Origin of the sequence: Streptomyces sp. NPDC014864 (assembly GCF_043081525.1) — a bacterium.
GTDB lineage: Bacteria > Actinomycetota > Actinomycetes > Streptomycetales > Streptomycetaceae > Streptomyces.
This window is the reverse complement of sequence record NZ_JBIBWT010000004.1, coordinates 143,501-161,026: the sequence shown is the minus strand read 5'-3', so window position 1 is coordinate 161,026 and position 17,526 is coordinate 143,501. Positions and strand designations below refer to the sequence as shown.

The 17,526-nt window shown below is 73.3% G+C and carries 14 protein-coding genes; 7 read left to right on the top strand and 7 right to left on the bottom strand.

Annotated features, from left to right (window positions below):
* Nucleotides 1–19 precede the first annotated feature (19 nt).
* A complete protein-coding gene (rox, locus tag ACF1A5_RS09320; protein ID WP_392192232.1) occupies nt 20–1,465 on the bottom strand; it encodes a rifampin monooxygenase in 1,446 nt (481 codons plus the stop codon).
* 1,491 nt (nt 1,466–2,956) lie between these two features.
* Here rox and ACF1A5_RS09315 point away from each other — a divergent pair.
* Nucleotides 2,957–3,613 (top strand): YeeE/YedE family protein, encoded by a 657-nt coding sequence (locus ACF1A5_RS09315; RefSeq protein ID WP_392192231.1) that lies wholly within the window; start codon nt 2,957–2,959, stop codon nt 3,611–3,613.
* Nucleotides 3,613–4,029: a YeeE/YedE thiosulfate transporter family protein gene (locus ACF1A5_RS09310; RefSeq protein ID WP_392192230.1), complete on the top strand. Its 417-nt coding sequence runs from the start codon at nt 3,613–3,615 to the stop codon at nt 4,027–4,029. Before ACF1A5_RS09315 ends, ACF1A5_RS09310 begins: the two co-directional genes overlap by 1 nt.
* A gap of 152 nt (nt 4,030–4,181) precedes the next feature.
* On the opposite strand, the gene ACF1A5_RS09305 is transcribed toward ACF1A5_RS09310, so the two are convergent.
* The 5 genes from ACF1A5_RS09305 to ACF1A5_RS09285 all read right to left on the bottom strand — a co-directional run bounded on the left by ACF1A5_RS09305 (nt 4,182) and on the right by ACF1A5_RS09285 (nt 10,563).
* Nucleotides 4,182–6,338, bottom strand: a complete 2,157-nt coding sequence (locus ACF1A5_RS09305) for a transglycosylase domain-containing protein (protein WP_392192229.1) — start codon at nt 6,336–6,338, stop codon at nt 4,182–4,184.
* A gap of 179 nt (nt 6,339–6,517) precedes the next feature.
* Nucleotides 6,518–9,073 carry a glycosyltransferase gene (locus ACF1A5_RS09300; protein WP_392192228.1) on the bottom strand — a complete coding sequence of 852 codons (2,556 nt, stop codon included), beginning with the start codon at nt 9,071–9,073 and terminating at the stop codon, nt 6,518–6,520.
* Nucleotides 9,074–9,086: 13 nt separating this feature from the next.
* Complete coding sequence (locus tag ACF1A5_RS09295) at nt 9,087–9,662, bottom strand: hypothetical protein (protein ID WP_392192227.1); 576 nt, start codon at nt 9,660–9,662, stop codon at nt 9,087–9,089.
* Between the two features lie 10 nt (nt 9,663–9,672).
* Nucleotides 9,673–9,969, bottom strand: coding sequence for a hypothetical protein (locus ACF1A5_RS09290; RefSeq protein WP_392192226.1), 297 nt, complete (start codon nt 9,967–9,969; stop codon nt 9,673–9,675).
* Nucleotides 9,970–10,059: 90 nt separating this feature from the next.
* Nucleotides 10,060–10,563, bottom strand: coding sequence for a DUF1877 domain-containing protein (locus ACF1A5_RS09285; RefSeq protein ID WP_392192225.1), 504 nt, complete (start codon nt 10,561–10,563; stop codon nt 10,060–10,062).
* A 188-nt stretch (nt 10,564–10,751) separates the two neighbouring features.
* Here ACF1A5_RS09285 and ACF1A5_RS09280 point away from each other — a divergent pair, with 188 nt between their 5' ends.
* From ACF1A5_RS09280 to ACF1A5_RS09270, 3 genes are all read left to right on the top strand, one after another.
* Entirely contained in the window at nt 10,752–11,201 is a 450-nt protein-coding gene (locus tag ACF1A5_RS09280) for a hypothetical protein (protein WP_392192224.1), read from the top strand.
* Nucleotides 11,202–11,488: 287 nt separating this feature from the next.
* Complete coding sequence (locus tag ACF1A5_RS09275) at nt 11,489–12,190, top strand: RNA polymerase sigma factor (RefSeq protein WP_392192434.1); 702 nt, start codon at nt 11,489–11,491, stop codon at nt 12,188–12,190.
* A gap of 120 nt (nt 12,191–12,310) precedes the next feature.
* Nucleotides 12,311–13,069 (top strand): hypothetical protein, encoded by a 759-nt coding sequence (locus ACF1A5_RS09270; RefSeq protein WP_392192223.1) that lies wholly within the window; start codon nt 12,311–12,313, stop codon nt 13,067–13,069.
* A 78-nt stretch (nt 13,070–13,147) separates the two neighbouring features.
* Here ACF1A5_RS09270 and ACF1A5_RS09265 read toward each other — a convergent pair whose 3' ends face one another.
* Entirely contained in the window at nt 13,148–14,161 is a 1,014-nt protein-coding gene (locus ACF1A5_RS09265) for a RimK family alpha-L-glutamate ligase (RefSeq protein ID WP_392192222.1), read from the bottom strand.
* Between the two features lie 335 nt (nt 14,162–14,496).
* Here ACF1A5_RS09265 and ACF1A5_RS09260 point away from each other — a divergent pair, with 335 nt between their 5' ends.
* Together ACF1A5_RS09260 and ACF1A5_RS09255 are read left to right on the top strand one after the other, a co-directional pair.
* Complete coding sequence (locus ACF1A5_RS09260) at nt 14,497–16,188, top strand: acetolactate synthase large subunit (RefSeq protein WP_392192221.1); 1,692 nt, start codon at nt 14,497–14,499, stop codon at nt 16,186–16,188.
* Between the two features lie 125 nt (nt 16,189–16,313).
* Entirely contained in the window at nt 16,314–17,507 is a 1,194-nt protein-coding gene (locus ACF1A5_RS09255; RefSeq protein ID WP_392192220.1) for a PP2C family protein-serine/threonine phosphatase, read from the top strand.
* The last annotated feature ends 19 nt before the right edge of the window (nt 17,508–17,526 follow it).

Sequence of the window (17,526 nt, the reverse complement as noted above, 5' to 3'; positions counted from 1 at the left end):
GCGCTCCGGGCCGTCGTCGTCACCGGTGGTCGGGGCCGCGGCCGGCGGCGGTGCCGAACCACTTCGGGAGGTGGCCGAGCAGATCCCGCTGGTCCTCACCGGCCCACGCCACGTGGCCGTCCGGCCGCAGCAGCATCGCGGGCACGTCCAGGTCCTCGGCCACGTCGGCGACGTGGTCGACCCGGTCCGCCCAGCCCTCCACCGAGAGCCGGCCGGTCTGGTCGAGCAGCAGTCCGCGGCCGTCGTGCATCAACTCGTAGAGGCGGCCCCGTTTCAGGTTCACGTCCCGCAGGCGCCGGCCGAGCAGGTCGTGGCCCTCGCCGAAGTCGTAGCGGACCTCGACCGCGGTGATCATCCCGGTCACGTACCGGTTCACCTCCTCGAAGTCCATCAACTCGGAGAACAGCTCCCGCAGTGCGGTCGCGCCCGGATCGGTCCCCAGCAGCGTCATCTGCGCCCGGGTGCCGGCCAGCACGCGGGCGCCCACCGGGTGGCGTTCGGCGTGGTAGCTGTCCAGCAGTCCCTCCGGGGCCCAGCCGTTGACCGCGGCGGCCAGCTTCCAGCCGAGGTTGAACGCGTCCTGCACACCGAGGTTGAGCCCCTGCCCGCCGGTCGGCGGGTGGATGTGCGCCGCGTCGCCGGCCAGCAGCACCCGGCCCACCCGGTAGCGCTCGGCCTGCCGGGTGGCGTCGCCGAACCGGGACAGCCAGCGCGGCGAGCGCGCGCCGAAGTCGGTGCCCGCGACCGTCCGCAGCCGGTCCCTGAACTCCTCCAGGGTCGGCGCGGTCGTCCGGTCCTCCGCCACCTCCGCGGCGGGCACGACGACGCGGTACACGCCCTCGCCCTCGGGGATGACACCGAACCGCAGTTGCGTCCTGCGGACCTCCTCGACGACGGCGGCGATCGTCTCCGGATCCTCGGTCAGCTCCATGTCACCCAGCAGGGTCTCGACCTTGGCGGGCTCGCCGGGGAAGCCGACGCCGAGCAGCCGGCGCACCGTGCTGCGACCGCCGTCGCACCCGACGAGGTAGCGCGAGCGCAGGCGCGTGCCGTCCGCGAGCTCGACGCCCACCCCGTCCTCGTCCTGGCTCAGCCCGACCAGCTCACGGCCGCGCCGGAGCTCGGCACCGAGTTCCCGGGCACGCTCCTCGAGCAGCCGCTCGGTGACCGGCTGCGGGGTGGCGAGGCCGTACGGGTGGGCCGTGTCCAGGCGGTCCGGCCACGGCTTGACGATGCCGCCGAAGAGACCCCCGACCTGGAACTTCTCGCTGACCGCGAGGAACCGGTCCAGCAGACCGCGCTGGTCCATCACCTCGACGCTGCGCGCGTGCAGGCCGCGTCCGCGGGACTGCCCGCTCGGCTCGGTCAGCTTCTCCAGCACGACCACGTGCACTCCGGCCAGCCGCAGCTCGGCGGCCAGCATCAATCCGGTCGGTCCGCCACCGGCGATGATCACGTCCATCATCAATGCCCCCATTTTTTCCGCGGGTTGCCGCTTCGGCCCGCGATTCTGCGGCACAGGAGGGGCCTTGCCGCAAGCCCCCAGGTGCGCTATACGTTGAGAGTGGCAAGGAGTGGGTCGACCTCCTTGCCTTTGTCATTTTCTTCGCGCGCCGCGTTCCGTCGCCGATGGACCGGGCGGCCCCCTCGCATCGCCGCGTGCCTGGCTCGCCGGGAGTGCCGGGATCGCCGGGCATCACCCGGATGGCGTAATCCGCGTGGCGGGGACCCGGGGCAAACGGTCTCCGGCCGACCGAGGAGGGCGGCCTGGAGGTCAGCGGCCCGTCCGACGCGATCGCGTGGCGGTCCACCAGGGACGTGACGTCCTGACCGGGCGGGGCCCCTCCCCACCTCGTGCACCGACGGCCTCCTGGCCGAGCTCGAGGGCCATGAGACCAGGCCAGCTGATCCCCTTCTGCAAAGGCCTTCATTCACGATCCGCAATATTCACATCTTCGTCACACTCGGTCGCAGATTTCTACTCTCTCCACGAACAACCGACCTGATCGGTCAAGGATTCAACTGTGCGGCCGAATAACGATCAAACCGCCCGCGCCGTGGCCAGCGGATATCCGGACATGGGAGATAGACCGGCGTATTCATCGCGTGGCGCACATCACTGCGTGATGTCAAGGGGTTGGCCGAGTAATACCCAGTCAGGTTGCCCGGGAGGCCGAAAAGGTGGTTGCATCACGCCTGAACCCGATGACAGGAAGTCACAATTCGGCGCGGGGCCCGCATTTCCCGAGGCATTCGAAATCGTCGGCCGACCGCAGCAAGGACAAGAACCGAGAACGGCAACCGCCCTCTCCGAACCGGGCGGCAGGCCCCGGTCAGGAGGGAGCAGCGTGAGTTGCTCGCACGCCGTGTCATGTCCCCTTTTCCCCCTACTCCGGGCGAGCTTGCACGGATGGCGCGATTACTACTGCGACAGCCAGGACCAGTGGCACACCTGTGCCCGCTACAAGTCGTCGCTCGCGGGTGAGCGCGTGCCCATCAGCCTGCTGCCCAACGGAGCGGTGGCGCGGCACCTCGAGACCCCGGCCGCCGCGGAGACGGCCCGCGCGGGTATGCCCGGCGGCGGCATGCAGGGCACAGGAATGCCCGGTCCTGGGATGCCCGGCGCGGGTATGCAGGGCGCGGGTGTGCCCGGCGCCGGCATGTACGGCGCGACGAACCCGGGGCAGGCGTCCTGGCAGGCGCCCGCACAGGCCCCGCCGTCACAGCCCCATCCGTGGGCACAGGGAGCCGATTCCTGGTCCCAGCCGGCTGCCGCTTCCTGGTCCCAGCCGGCCGCCGCTTCCTGGTCCCAGCCGACCATGGCCGGACATCACCAACCGTCATCACCCACCCTGACTCCCCAGGCCGGGGATCGCCCCGCCCGACGCGCGCGGCAGGCGCCCAGCCCCAGGCGCGGCTGGTGGGCTCGGCTCGCCGACTGGATGAGAGGCCCCGCATGAGTACGTACTGGCCCTGGTGGGCGGGAGCTGTCGGGCTCGCGCTGATCACCATCAACTTCACCCTCATCACCGACCGCTCCCTGGGTGTGTCGTCGGCGTGGGAGCGCGTGCTGAACTGGCGCAGCGAACGCGAACTCGAGCGGATGGACGAGGAGTTCGCGGACGACGAGGCGCTCGCCGCGGCGCTCGCCGCGGCCACCGCGGAGCACTTCGGCACGGTCGGTGCCCCCGCCGCGGCGCCGGCACCCTACCCGCAGGCGCAGCCGCCCCAGCCGCACGTCGCCGAACCGGCGCCGGGTGCGGACTCCTCGGTCACGAACCCGCGGCCCGCCCCGCTGGTCACCCAGGCCGCCCTGCTGGTGTCGGTCTTCTTCGGCGGACTGATCGCCGCGGTCACCTCCGGGCGGTTCCACGTGCGGTACGACATGGGCGCGGGTTTCCGGAGCCTCGTCACCGGCGATCCGGCCGTCATGGTCGGCGTGCTGTTCCTCGGCGGCGTCCTGGTCGGCTTCGGCACGCGACTGGCCGGCGGGTGCAGCTCCGGCCACGGGCTCAGCGGCTGCGGCCGGCTCCGCCCGGTCAGCATCGTCGCGACCACCGTCTTCTTCGGCACCGCCGTCGCGGTGTCGTTCCTCCTGTGGAAGGTGATCTGATGCGTACCCGGGGCGCGATTCTGCTGGCCAACGTCCTCACCGGACTGGCCTTGGGTTACGTCGTCACCAACATCGGCTTCGGCGACTTCGCCGAGCTGAACCGCATGTTCACCTTCCAGGACCTGCGCATGCTCTACTCCTTCGCCGGCGCCGTCGCGATCATCGTGGTCGCGTTCGCCCTGGTGCGGGTCCGCCGCACCCCGGGGCGCATCCACGCCGGTGTGATCCCGGGCGCGATGCTGTTCGGCACGGGCTGGGCGATCTCGGGCGGGTGCCCGACGATCCCGATCATCCAGGTCGCCAGCGGATACCTGCCCGCCTTCGCCACGATCGCCGGCGTCGCCGTCGGCATGTGGCTGTGCCGCTGGGCCAGCAACCGGTTCTTCCAGTTCGACCGCGGCTCCTGCGGGATGTGACGCGGGGGAACCCGCGCCGTTCCCGAAGGACCGGACCGGCTGGACCGGCCGCACAGCCGGAGGACCACACAGCCAGGCGACCGGACAGCCGGACGACCGGACGAACGTCACGCCATCGCGACCCGGGGTCTCACGCTCCGGGCCACGCCGCGTCAACCGCACTTGTGAGCGTGGCACTTGGTGCGGTTCGCCGGGGCGCCCGGGGTGGGTGCGGCGGTCGACGGCGCCTTCTTGCCGGTCTTGCCGCCTCGCCCGTCAGGGGACGCGGACGGCGAGGGGGACGGGGCGCCGGGTTCGTCGGCGCCGTGGCCGAGGGGGGCGGGGGCCGGGAAGGGCGTGTCGGGCAGACCTGAGAGAGCGTCCCGCATGTACTGGGTCCAGATCTCGGTGGGGATGTCGCCGCCGAACACCTTCCGCAGGCCGCCGACACCGATCAGGGACTGCAACTGCGGGTGGGCCGAGTCCTCGCGGAAGAGGACGACGGAGGTGGCGAGCCGGGGGGTGTAGCCCACGAACCAGGCCGACTTGAAGTCGTCGGTGGTGCCCGTCTTGCCCGCGGCCGTCCGGCCGAGCGCCTGGGCCTTGGTGCCGGTGCCCCGGGCGATGACACCACGGAGCACGTCCGTCACGTTGTCGGCGACCTCCGCCGGCAGGGCCCGCACGGGGGCGGGGGCGGTGAAGCCGGGCAGGGGCGAGCCGTCGTGGACGACCTTCGTCACCGAGTACGGGGCGGCCTGCATCCCCTCGGCGGCGAAGGTCGCGTACGCGCCCGCCATGCGGATGGCACTCGGTGTGGAGGTGCCGATGTAGAAGCCGGCGCTGGGGGCGGCGAGGCTGCTCGGGCGCAGGCCGAGGGCCTGCGCCGTGCGCGCCACGTTGCCGTAGCCGACGTCCTCGCCGAGCTGGACGTACGGCGTGTTCACCGACTGCTCCATCGCCTTGCGCAGGGAGATGTGGCCCCAGCGCTGGGTGGTGTCGTTGTGCTGGTGGAGGAGGCCGGTGGGGTCCTTGGGGTCGGCGACGTAGTTGCCCTGCTGGTCCTTGATCCTGAGGCCGTCGTCCCCGTTGAACTTGCTGGCCGGGGTGATCGGCTTCGGGGACGCGCCGGGCCGCAGTACGGCCCCGTGCTGGAGCGCGGCGGCGAGGACGACGGGTTTGAAGGTCGAGCCGACCGGGACGCCGGAGGTGTCGGCGTTGTCGGAGAAGTGGTTGTGGTCGAAGCCGGGGCCGCCGTAGACGGCGAGGATCCTGCCGGTCGAGGGATCCACCGAGGCGGCACCGACCTGGACGTCCCGGTCGACGGACCGGTGGGCGGGGTCGAGGCGCTGCCTGCGCACCGAGGCGACGGCCCGGGCCAGGTGCGCCGTCTTCCTCCTGTCGAAGGTGGTGTGGATCTGGTAGCCGCCCCTGCTGAGGCTGCTGTCGGTGATGTTCCGGTCGTGGGCCTGAACGTAGGACCGGGCGAGCTGGACCAGGTAGCCGGTCTCGCCCGTGAGCCCCGAACCGGGGGTCCACTTCCTGGGGACCGGGAATCCGGCGGCCGCGTACCGCGCCCGCTGCTGGGGCGTCAGCCTGCCGATCTCGACCATCCGGTCGAGCACCCAGGACCAGCGTGCCTCCGCCTTCGCCCTGGCCACCGGGTCGGAGTCCGCGCGCTGGAAGAGGCTCGGCTCGTTGACCGCCGCGGCGAGGAAGGCCCCCCGGCTCACGTCGAGCTTCTCCGCCGGCAGGTCGTAGTACATGCGCGCCGCGGCCTGGATGCCGTTGGCCTGGCGGCCGAAGAAGCAGGTGTTCAGATACCCCTGGAGGATCTGGTCCTTGGTCATGACGGCGCCGATCTTGGTGGAGATCAGCAGCTCCTTGAGCTTCCGTGAGACCGTCTGCGACTGGTCCAGGTAGGTGTTCTTGACGAACTGCTGGGTGATCGTCGAGCCGGACTGGACCGACCCGCCCTCGGCCATGTCGACGACGGCGCGCAGGATTCCCTGCGGGTCGATGCCGGGATCGGTGTAGAAGGAGGCGTTCTCCGCGGCGATGAAGTCCCACCGCACGTCGGGGGGTACCTGCGCGAGCGTGGCGTTCTGCCGGTTGACGCTGCCGTCGGTCGCCAGGACCGTGCCGTCCGACCAGTAGTAGACGTTGTTCTGCAGCAGTGTCGTGGGATTGGGGTCGGGGATGGTGACCGTGGCGTAGGCGTAGCCGACGGCCGCCGCCGTGACGCCGGAGAAGAGCGCGAGGACCGCCAGCAGTTGACGCACCGAAGGCAGCCAGCGGCGCAGGCCCGTCCTGGCCCGGCGCGGGTAGTCCATCCGGCGTTTCTGCTGCGGCGCCCGCCTCCGGGCGCGGCCCGGCACGTCGTGCCGGGGGGCCTGGTCACCGCGTGCGGCCCTGCGGCCCGTGGCGAGGTGTCCCCCGGCACGCGTGCCGCCGGGGAAACGCTGCGGCGGTCGGCGCCGGTGTCCGCTCATGGGCGCTGCTCACTGTCCTCTCAGTACGGTCGGGTGGTCTCGTGGGGTCCGGGCTGCCAGTAACCGGGGTGGGGCGGCGGCTGCTGCCGGGAGTCGTACGGCGCCTGCCGCTGGTGAGGGTCGTACGGCGCCGGCTGCTGGCAGGGGTCGTACGGGGCGGGATGCGGGGCAGCGCCGTACGGGTCCGGGTGGGGGTGCGCGTCGTACGGGGCCGGCTGCTGGTACGGGTCGTACGGCGTCCGTTGCGGGACTCCGCCGTACGGCGCCGGCTGCCGGAGGGGCTCGTACGGCCTCTGCCGAGGGAGGCCGCCGCCGTGTCCCGCCGGCACCGGGGCGTCGCCGTACGGCGCCTGCGCCGGAACGCCGTCGTACGGCGCCGGATGGGGAGAGCCGGGGAGCCCATGGTCCTCGTGGGGCGTCTCCGCGGACACCGGGGCCTGCAGGCTGCCGTAGCGCTCCATGCGCTGCCACCGCAGCCGGGAGCCCGAGACGGCGGTGAAGACGGACTGGATCACCACCAGGTACATCAGCTGCCGGTAGACGAACTGCTGCAGCGGCAGGCTCCACAGCGGGCCGGGCCGCTCCCCGTCCAGGCGGAACGCGTACAGGCCCATCAGGAGCTGCAGCAGCAGGAAGGCCAGCCACAGTCCGACGATCCGGACCGGGTCGAGGAAGAACAGGCCGTACACGGCGAAGACGTCCACGACGGGTGCGAGCAGGGGCAGCAGCACCTGGAAGAGCAGCAGATAGACCAGGCCGCGGCGGCCCAGCTTCCCGGCCGCGCCACGCTGTACCAGCGCGCCGCGGTGCTTCCACATCGCCTGGAGGGTGCCGTAGCACCAGCGGTACCGCTGCCGCCACAGGGCGTTCAGCGACGCGGGCGCCTCGGTCCAGGCCACCGCGCCCTCCTCGTAGACCACGCGCCAGCCGTCGCGGCACAGCGCCATGGTGAGGTCGGTGTCCTCGGCGAGGGTGACGTCGCTGACGCCCCCGAGTTCGAGCAGCGCCCGGCGGCGGAAAGCGCCGACCGCTCCGGGCACGGTCGGCATGCACTCGGCGAGGTCGAACAGGCGGCGGTCGAGGTTGAACCCGACCACGTACTCGATGTGCTGCCAGCGGCCCAGCAGGCCGCCGCGGTTGACGACCTTGGCGTTGCCCGAGACGGCGCCCACGTGGGGGTCGGCGAAGGGCTGCACGATCGCGCCGACGGTGTCGGAGTCGAAGACCGTGTCGCCGTCGACCATGACCACCAGGTCGTAGGTCGCGGCCGCGAGCCCGGTGTTGAGCGCGGCGGGCTTGCCCGCGTTCTGCTGCCGGATCACCCGTACCGGCAGGCGGAGCGACTCCACCAGGTCGGCGGTGCCGTCGGTCGAACCGTCGTCCACCACGATGATCTCCACCGGATGGTCCGAGGCGAGCAGGGAGCGCACGGCCGCCTCGATCCCGGCGCTCTCGTTGTACGCGGGGACGATGACGCTGACCGGCTCGGTCACCGGCGGCCCCCAGGACGCGCCCCGCCTCGCCGTCCGCAGCCGCCGGTGCCGGCGGGCGGCGATCAGGACGACCGCCGCGCGCAGCACGCTGATCGCGCCGGCCGCGTACATCAGCAGGCCCAGCAGCCACACCAGCCAGTCGCCGCCCTGCAGCACCCGGATCAGGGCCAGCCCCTGCAGATGGTCGCCGAGGCCGGCGGATTGGACGGGCGGGGCCATGCCGACCGCGTCGGAGACCGTGGCGAAGGTGAAGCCCCGCGCCTTGAGCCGGGGCACCAGGGTGCCCAGCGCGGTGACGGTCTGCGACCGGTCGCCGCCGCCGTCGTGCATCAGCACGATCTGCCCGGCGTGGCCGCGCGGTGTCGCCCGGGCGAGGACGCGGTCCGTGCCGGGGCGCTGCCAGTCCCCGGCGTCCAGGGTGGAGAGCACCGTGACGTAGCCCGCCGCGCCGGCCTGCCGGAGGACGGACCAGTCGGCGTCGTCCAGCATGTCGTTCTCCGAGGAGTACGGCGGTCTCAGCAGCGCGGTGGTCACTCCGGCCGCGCCGGCCACCGCCAGCTGCGTCTCGCGCAGTTCCAGGGAACGCTGCCAGGGGGCGAGGCGGGACAGGTCGGGATGGGTGAAGGTGTGGATGCCGATCTGGTGGCCCTCGGCGACGATCCGGCGGACCAGTTCCGGGTGGGCGACGGCCTGGGTGCCGACGACGAAGAAGGTCGCGTGCACATGGTTGCGGCGGAGCACGTCCAGGATGCGCGGCGTCCAGACGGGGTCGGGGCCGTCGTCGAAGGTCAGTGCCACGGTGCGGGCCTTCACCCGGGCGGTGTGCGCGGTGGTGGCGGCGTTCGCGATCACGGGGCCGCCGTGGGTCACCTGGCGGGGCACCGCCTCGCTCCGGCCGCGGGCGCCGGACGCGTCGTCCGACGTGATGCCGAACATGTGGTGGGTGTAGCCCTGCAGCAGGAGGGCCGTCGCCAGGGTCACCGTGAGCACGCTCAGCAGCAGCCAGTGGGTGCGGGGGGTGATCTGGCGGGTGCGGCTGCGGCCGCGGCGCGCGGGAGCGCTGTGGCGTCGGCGGTCGGTCACGTCGGGGCCTGACTCACTTCACGGGGTTGTGGGTCGAGCCGACGCCGCGGCCCTGGGACACGGGGGTGGGGGCGGCGGTCGTGGTCGCCGTCGGAGTCGGGGCCGAGGTCGGGGACGTGGTCCTGGTGGGGGCCGCGGTGGCCCCGGAGGTGGCCACGGGGGTGGAGGAGCCGGTCGGCCCGTCGGCCGGGCCGACGGCCGCCCGTGTCGCGGTGGCGCGGGAGTGCTGTGGCGCCGCGACGGAGTCGGTGGTCCCGGACGAGTGGTCCGTACCCGGCGCGGAGTCGGGTGCGGTCGCCCCGGGCGCGGCCGGGTGCGGGGAGTGCGGCTGCGGGACGACCGGGGAGCTGATGCTGGGGCCGCCGAGCACGGTGCTGATCAGCAGGGCGACGTAGCCGCCGGCGGGGATCAGCAGCAGCCGGGTGGCGCGCTGGACGCGGCGCTGGCGTCGCCCCGAGGAGTCGACGAAGACGGGCCGCACCGCCTCGCCCGCCGCGTCCGGCTCCGGTTCCGGACGCGGACCCGGTGACGGTTCCGCTGCCGCTTCCGGTACGGCAGGGACATGGGTGCCGAACTCCGGGGACGGCACGGTCGGGGCGTCACCGTAGCGGGCGTTCCACGCCGTCGTGGCCGGGCCGGGGCCGGCCGCGTGGAGGTGCCGTGCCGGGGACGTGGGGGTACGTTCCCGTCGCGAAGGCGGCGTCCCCCGGGTGCGTCCCGTACACGGGTTCCTGGGACCAGGGCAGGGTGGCCGTGTCGGTGGTGGTGCCGCCGTATGCGTGCCCGTACGTGTACCCGTCGCCGTACCCGTGGCCCTGGCCATGGGCATACGGGTACCCGGCACCGGCGTACGGGTCCTGGCCGTACGCCGCGCCGCTGTCGTTCGTCCACTGCACGAGTCGTGCCCCCTGTCCTGGCCGACGACCGGCATGGTCGTCCGCATGGAAAGAGCGCACGCGGCCGAAAGTGTTACACCCGGGTGGCCTTCACGCGCCCCGGACGGACAGCCACTTCACCACCGCCTCGCCGCAGTCGGCCGTCCGCGTGTAGAACGCCGTCAGCTCGCGGTGCCCCCTGATGAACGCGCCCCACGTCTCGGGCTCCGCCCGCACACCGCCGTAGCGCGGCAGCAGTTCGTCGCGGGCGAAGAACCACAGCGCGTCGAAGTCGGCGGTGGTCAGGAACCTGGCCACCCGGCGGGCCTGGGCCGCCGTCAGCACCAGGAGCTGCGGCTTGCGCGGGTCGGCGCGGGGCACCGGCCGGCCGCCGAGGACCACCTGGGCCTGGGGCCGGTCGGCGGCGCGATGCGGGGAGCCGCCGGCGTAGATGCGCTCCTGGTCCAGACAGCGCCCGTCCAGCACCTCCTCGCGGTGCCGGACGACCCGGTGCCGGACGGTCGCCGAGTCGTCCTGGAAGAGCCGTTCAAGCCAGGTCGCACTGTTGCGCAGCGCCGGGGGCGGCACCGCTCGCAGACGGAGGTACGCGCTCATGCCAGGAGGAGCGCACCGGGGAGCCGAAGCGTCACGCGGGCGGAGGGACCGCCAGGTCCGGGGGGTGCTGGACCGTCGCGCTCCCGTCGCGCTCCCGTCGTACGGCCGGAGGGGGCCTCCCGGTCACCGTCGCGGGGAAGCGCGCGGCGCCGGGTGACGGATCGGCCGGAGACCTCGCTTCTCCGTACGTGACGACACATCAGGAGACGAGACCCGACGCCGCGGCCAAGCCCGTGCGCTGGGCGGCGGACGTGGTGGCGACGATGCGCGAGGGGGCCCGGCTGCGCCTCGACTACTCGGCACCGAGCCTGTGGCGCGTCGACCGGATCATCGCCGACCTCCGGCGGGAGGAGACGCCCTACGCCGCCGTGGAGAGCGTGCTGCGCGCCTTCGGGGCGTACGCGGGCGAGGTGATCGTCCGCCAGGCCGACGCCGAGTGGTGGGTGGTGGACGGTGACCACCGGATCCGCACGGCGGAGGGACGGCTGTGGGACCCCATCGACGAGGCCCGCCGCTGCTTCGCCGGACACGGTTCGCTGCGGCTGCTGTGCCGCGACGCGACGGCCGGCGCTGCGGCGGCCGCTCCCGCACGGGCGGGGGCGCCCTCACCGGCGCCCGCGGATCGCCGGTCCCGTTGAGGCCGGGAGATGTGCGGGCGGCCGGAACCCCATGCAGTGGGAGGGGTTCCGGCCGCCCGCGGCCCTCTCCGTGCCGCTCCCGGGGGGAGTCAAGAGCAGCACGGAGAGAGATCCGGGGGTGGATCGCGGCGCCGGGATCCGGCCAGGTGGTCGCTTGCGACCTGTCCCGGGCGGACTCGGCACTCATGAAGCGCACGGCCGGCGTGAAACGTCACCCGGCACACCTGCGCCGACGTGAAAGCTCCTGGTGCGTTGTGACATTTCTGTGCGGACGGACGCTGGTCATCATGGGGCCGTCGACGCGATCGGACGCACGGCGGAGGTACGGACTCGCTGTGAATTCGGTGCGAACGAGGACAGTTTTGAGCCAGGTGCGGCAACCCGGGCGCGTGGCCGCGAACGGGGAACTGGGCGCGGCGGTGGCGCGGGCCCAGGAAGGCGACGAGACCGCTTTCGCCGTGGCCTACCGGATCGTCCAGCCGGGGCTGCTCGGCTATCTGCACGGGATCGTCGGCGACGACGCGGAGGACGTGGCGTCCGACGCATGGCTGGAGATCGCCCGCGACCTCGGACGCTTCAAGGGGGACGGAGCCGGGTTCCGCGGCTGGACGGCGACCATCGCCCGGCACCGGGCCCTGGACCACCTGCGCCGCCAGCGCGTGCGGCCCCGGGCGGGGGGCACCGAACAGGACGTCCTGGACCTGCCCAGCCCGCACAGCACCCACGACCTGGCCCTGGAGTCCCTCTCCACCGAGCGGGCCCTGGAGCTGGTCCGCGGACTGCCCCGGGACCAGGCCGAGGCCGTGCTCCTGCGGGTCGTCGTCGGCCTGGACGGTCCCGCGGCCGCACGCGTCCTCGGCAAGCGCCCGGGGGCGGTGCGCACGGCCGCCCACCGGGGTCTGAAACGCCTCGGCCGCCAGCTGGGGCTGAGCGCCGAGGGCGAGGGTGTGACGGATGAGGCTTCCCGCACGCTTGGGGAGTCGAAATGAATCAGAACTTGCCGTACAGGAACGGAAGCGGACATGGGTGAACGGCTGAGCGGCGGCGGAGTCAGAGGCCGTCGACGTGCGACGCACCCTCACGGCGAGGCGTCCGGCCGGTGGGACGACGTGCGGGAGACCGCCGCGCTGGAGGTGGCGCTCGCCGCCGCCCTGCGCGGAGGCGATCCCGCCCCCGCGGCCGAGCAGCGGGCCGTGGCCGCCTACCGGTCCGCCCGCGGTACGGGCGCGCACCGCACGCGCACCCGGCGCCGGGACGACTGGCGGCGCCCCGAGGAGCGGCGGGCCGGGCGCCCCATGAAGACCACGTTCGGCGTGGTGTTCGCCAGCCTGGCGCTGGGCGGTGTCGCGGTCGCGGCCATCGGTTCCGCCGGCCCGTCCACGGACGGAGCCGGTGCCGGCCCGGGAACCGCGCACCCGTCGGCGGCCGCCTCGGACCGACCGGGCGGTGCCCTCTCGTCGTCCTCCGGCGACCGCGGACCGACGGGCCGCCCGGCCTCCGCCCAGGACACCGAGGCGCACTGCCGCGCCTACGAGAAGGTCGAGGACCGCGGCAAGGCGCTCGACGCCACGGCCTGGCGGCAGCTCGTCGAGGCGGCCGGCGGCAAGGACGAGGTCTCCGCGTACTGCTCCGAGCAGCTCGCGCACGCGACGGCCGCGCCGGCCAGGCCGGGCGGCACCGGCAGACCGGCCGGAGGCGCGACGGCGGCCGGCAAGGACACGGCGGGGAGCCCGGGCAGCTCCGGCGGCCACACCTCCGGCAACGGCACGTCCGGCGGCACCTCCGGCGGCGGCAGCGACGGTACGGGCAACACGGCCGGCGGCGGTACGACCGGCGGCGGCAGCGGCGGCGGCGGCAGCCGCAGGTAGACGGCGGCGGCAGCGGCGGCGGCAGCCGCAGGTAGACGGCGACGGGAAGCCCGGGGCGGCAGGCGCCCGCGCCGGGATTTATGTGGACGTGGACGTCCCGGAGACTCTCGGGGGCACGCCGTCCGCCGTTCTCCGGGGCTTCTCTCCCCGGGCACCGGGCTCCGGGGGCACGCCGTCGAGGCGCGTCCGCCGTGCCGCCTCCGGCGCCTCGGCCCGCTCCGCGATCAGACCGGCGACCAAGTCCTTTACGAGTACGAAGAGTTCACGGCCGAGCGAGCGTCCCGCGGCGGCGAAGAGATCGGGGTAGAAGCCGGGGAAGGTGTTCTCGTCCACGATGACGGGCCGCCCCTCGCTCCGGATCAGATCGAAGCCGACCAGCGGCAGGCCCAGGGCCCGCTGGGCGAGCCGCGCGAGCCGGGCGTGCGCCGGGGTGACGTCGCAGGCGTCGACGTCGCCGCCGACGCCCTCCGGGTCGTACGCCTTCCAGGCGCCGGTGGACATCCGGGTGAAGCGGTGGGCGCGCTTGCGGTAGCCGTACATCAGCGTGCCGTTGACGAGGGTGGTACCGACCCAGTCGGCGGGACCGCGGTTGGGGCAGAAGCGCTCCAACAGGAAGGTGCTCTCCGTACTGCCCGCGACGGTGCTGTCGAGGTAGCCCGCCAGGTCCCGCAGGGTGGCGAAGTCCTCGATGAGCAGGACTCCTCGGCCGTACGAGCCGAGCCGGGGTTTCAGCAGGGCGCGGCCCCACTCGGCGAGGACCGGGGCGGCCGCCGCCGTGTCGCGGTGGTCGAGGAGAACCGTCTCGGGGACCGGGAGGCCGGCCCGGGACAGCCGCAGGTGCGACCGGTACTTGTCCAGGCCCGTCGCGAAGCGATCCGGGTCGGGGACGACGGGGACGTCCAGGCTCAGTGTGCGCAGCGCCTCCAGGGTGTAGCCGCGGGGGTCACGGGCCGTCCAGGCGTGCCAGACGTAGAGGTCGAGGTCGTTGAGGCAGACCTCGCCGCAGTGCACCCTGCCGTCGCGGACGCAGGAGCGGCGGATGTCCAGGCCGTGCACGAACTCGACGTCCGGGAGCGTGGCCAGCAGGTCCATCAGCAGCGCGTGGTCGTCGGCCGGGATCCTGCCGATCTCCGCACGAACGGCCGGCGCCGGCGTTCCGCCGCGGGGGCGGGCGGCAGAAAGGTGCCCACTGTCAGCATGACCATCTCCGCCGTCCGGGACCGGTCGAGCGCGATCTCCCCAGAGCAGCACATCGCGCCGACGGGCGCATCTCGGCGGCCCGTGGGTGCTGCCCGCGCGTCCGTCCACCACGGTGCGCCCCCACCCGCCCCGACGCGCCCGTCCGCCACGGAGCCCCACCCACCGGCCCCCGCCCGCCCGGACGCCGACAAGTGGCCGGCCCCGGCGGGCATGCCTATGTTCGTGCCATGGGCACCGAAGACGCGACCGGGTCGCGGACCACGGAAGCGGATGAGGATGTCGCGCACCTGCTGGTGCGCTGTCTGCGCGCCGAGGGCGTCGAGTACGTCTTCGGGATCCCCGGTGAGGAGAACATCCGCTTCGTCGACGCGCTGAGCGGCTCCGGGATCCGGTACGTCCTGGTGCGCCACGAGCAGGCCGCCTCCTTCATGGCGGAGATCTACGGCCGGCTGACCGGACGGGCCGGGGTGTGCTCGGCCACGCTGGGGCCCGGCGCGATCAATCTGCTCCTCGGCACCGCGGACGCCACCACCAACAGCACACCGATGGTCGCCCTGTCCGCCCAGGGCTCCCTGCGCCGTATGCACAAGGAGTCGCACCAGGTCATCGACCTGGTGTCGATGTTCGCCCCGGTCACCCGGTGGGCGGCGCGCGTCGAGTGCCCGGAGGCGGTGCCGGAGATGACGCGCAAGGCGTTCAAGACCGCCGAGAGCGAACGCCCCGGCGCCGTGTTCCTGGCGGTGCCGGAGGACATCGAGGCCGAGCACCCCGCCGAGCCGCTGGCGCCCCTCCAGATCGACACGGTGCACGCCGACGCGCCGTCCCTCACCCAGATCGCGCGGGCCGCCGAGGTGCTCACCGCCGCCCGGCACCCGGTCGTGCTGGCCGGTCACGGCGCCGCCCGGGCCGGGGCGGGTGACGCCCTCGTACGGTTCGCCGAGCGGCTCGGCATCCCGGTCGCGACCACGTTCCACGCCAAGGGCGTCTTCCCCGACGACCACCCGAGCGCCCTCGGCGCGGTCGGCTTCATGCGCCACGACTACGGCAACTTCGGCTTCGACGCGGCCGACGTGCTGGTCTGCGTGGGCTACGAGATCCAGGAGTTCGACCCGGCGAAGATCAACCCGAACGGCGACAAGCGGATCGTCCACGTGCACCGCTTCCCCGCCGAGGTGGACACCCACTACCCGGTCGCGGTGGGCGTCGAGGGCGACCCCTCACTGGCGCTGGACGCGCTCGCGGCGGCACTGCCCGACGGACTCGCCTACGACCCGGGGAGCAGCGGGAAGATCCGCACGCTGCTCGACGACGAACTCCGCTACGGGCGCGAGAACGACGCGTTCCCCCTGGTGCCGCAGCGCGTGGTGGCCGACGTCCGCACCGCGCTCGACCGCCACGACATCGTGCTCGCCGACACCGGCGCCGGAAAGATGTGGATGGGCCGCCTCTACCCCACCTACGAGCCGAACACCTGCCTGGTCTCCAACGGCCTGTCCACCATGGGCTTCGCGCTGCCGGGCGCCATCGCCGCGAAGCTCGTCCGGCCGGACCGGCGCGTCCTGGCGATGATGGGCGACGGCTCCTTCCTGATGAACTCCCAGGAACTGGAGACCGCCGTACGCGAGGGCGTCCCGCTGGTCGTCCTCGTCCTGGTCGACCAGGAGTACGGCCTGATCACCTGGAAGATGGAACTCGAACTCGGCCGCCACAGCCACACCCGGTTCACCAACCCGGACCTGGTCGCCTACGCCGAGAGCTTCGGCGCCCGCGGCTACGCGGTCGAGAGCGCCGACCAGCTGCTGCCCGTGCTGCGCCACGCTCTCGCCGACGACGCGGTCTCCGTGATCGCCTGTCCCGTCGACTACGCCGAGAACCTGCGCCTGACCGACCGGCTGGGCAGTCTCAGCGGCCCGTTCTGACCCGGCGGGCCGGCCGGTCCCCGGGGGGCCGCACGGGGCCGCACCGGGGGCGGCGGCCCGGTTCGGGCGGGTAGGGGCGCGGGGCGCGGGTGGACCATCGGGAGGCGGAGAGGGACGCTGTTGTCATGCGGTGGCTCCGTGGTTCTCCCGGATCCGCGGCGGGCGGTCACGGCCGGGTCCTTCTCAGAGTCGAGCAGTGCGTACCCTTCGCGGTCGTACTCGTCGGCCTGGGCATCGAACTCTCACCGGCGCACTTCGTCTACACCGGGCCGCTCCTCACCGCGATGCCGCCGCTCGCCGCGCTGACCATGGGCCCGGTGGGCACCCTGTCGGCGGCCACCGGCGCCCTGGCGGTCACCAGCACGTCCGCCACGCTGCACCACTCGTGGGCCGGCGAGCAGGTGTACAGCAACATGCTGGGCCTGTTCGTGGTGTCCATCGCGTCCGTCACCATCAGCAACCTCATGCGGACGCGCAGGAAGAACGAGCTCGACCAGATCCGCCGTATCGCGGAAGCCGCGCAGCTGGTCCTGCTGCGGCCGGTGTGCCCCCGGCTGGGCCCGCTGCGGGCCGCCAGCATCTACCTCGCGGCCGAGGCGGGGGCGCAGATCGGCGGTGACCTGTACGAGGCGGTGCAGACCCGGTACGGGGTCCGGATGATCGTGGGCGACGTCCGGGGGAAGGGGCTGCCCGCGGTGCAGGCGGCCGCCGCGGTGCTGGGCGCGTTCCGGGAGACCGTCCACTACGAGCGCGACCTGGTCGAGGTCACCGACCACTGCGCGGCCGCCGTGCGCCGGGAGTGCGCCGGCGCCATCCATGACGAGGAGTACCGGACGGAGTGCTTCGTCACCACGATCGTCGCCCAGGTGTCGAGCACGTCCGAGGTCGAGCTGGTCAACCGCGGGCATCCGCCCCCACTGCTGCTGCACGAGGGCAGGGCCCGACCCCTCGCCCCCCGGGTGCCCATGCCGCCGCTGGGCCTGGAGGACCTGCTGTCCGGCCCACGCGCCGGCCCGGAGCGCCATCCGTTCGCGCCGGGCGACCGGCTGCTCCTGCACACCGACGGCGTGGTGGAGGCGCGCGACAGCTCCGACATCTTCTTCCCGCTGCCCGAGGCCATGGAGGCGGTGCGCGCCCACGGTCCCGAGGAGTTCCTGGAGGAGCTGCACCAGCGGTTGCTCCGGCACACCGAGGACTCGCTCGCGGACGACGTCGCCATGATCCTCGTCGACCGGCTCCCGGAGGATGCCGAGCCGTGCCCCCAGCCCGCGACGGACGGCGCCGGGTCACGACGCGCGGGCGGCGGCGAAGGACGGTAGAAGTGGGGTACGCGAGGAG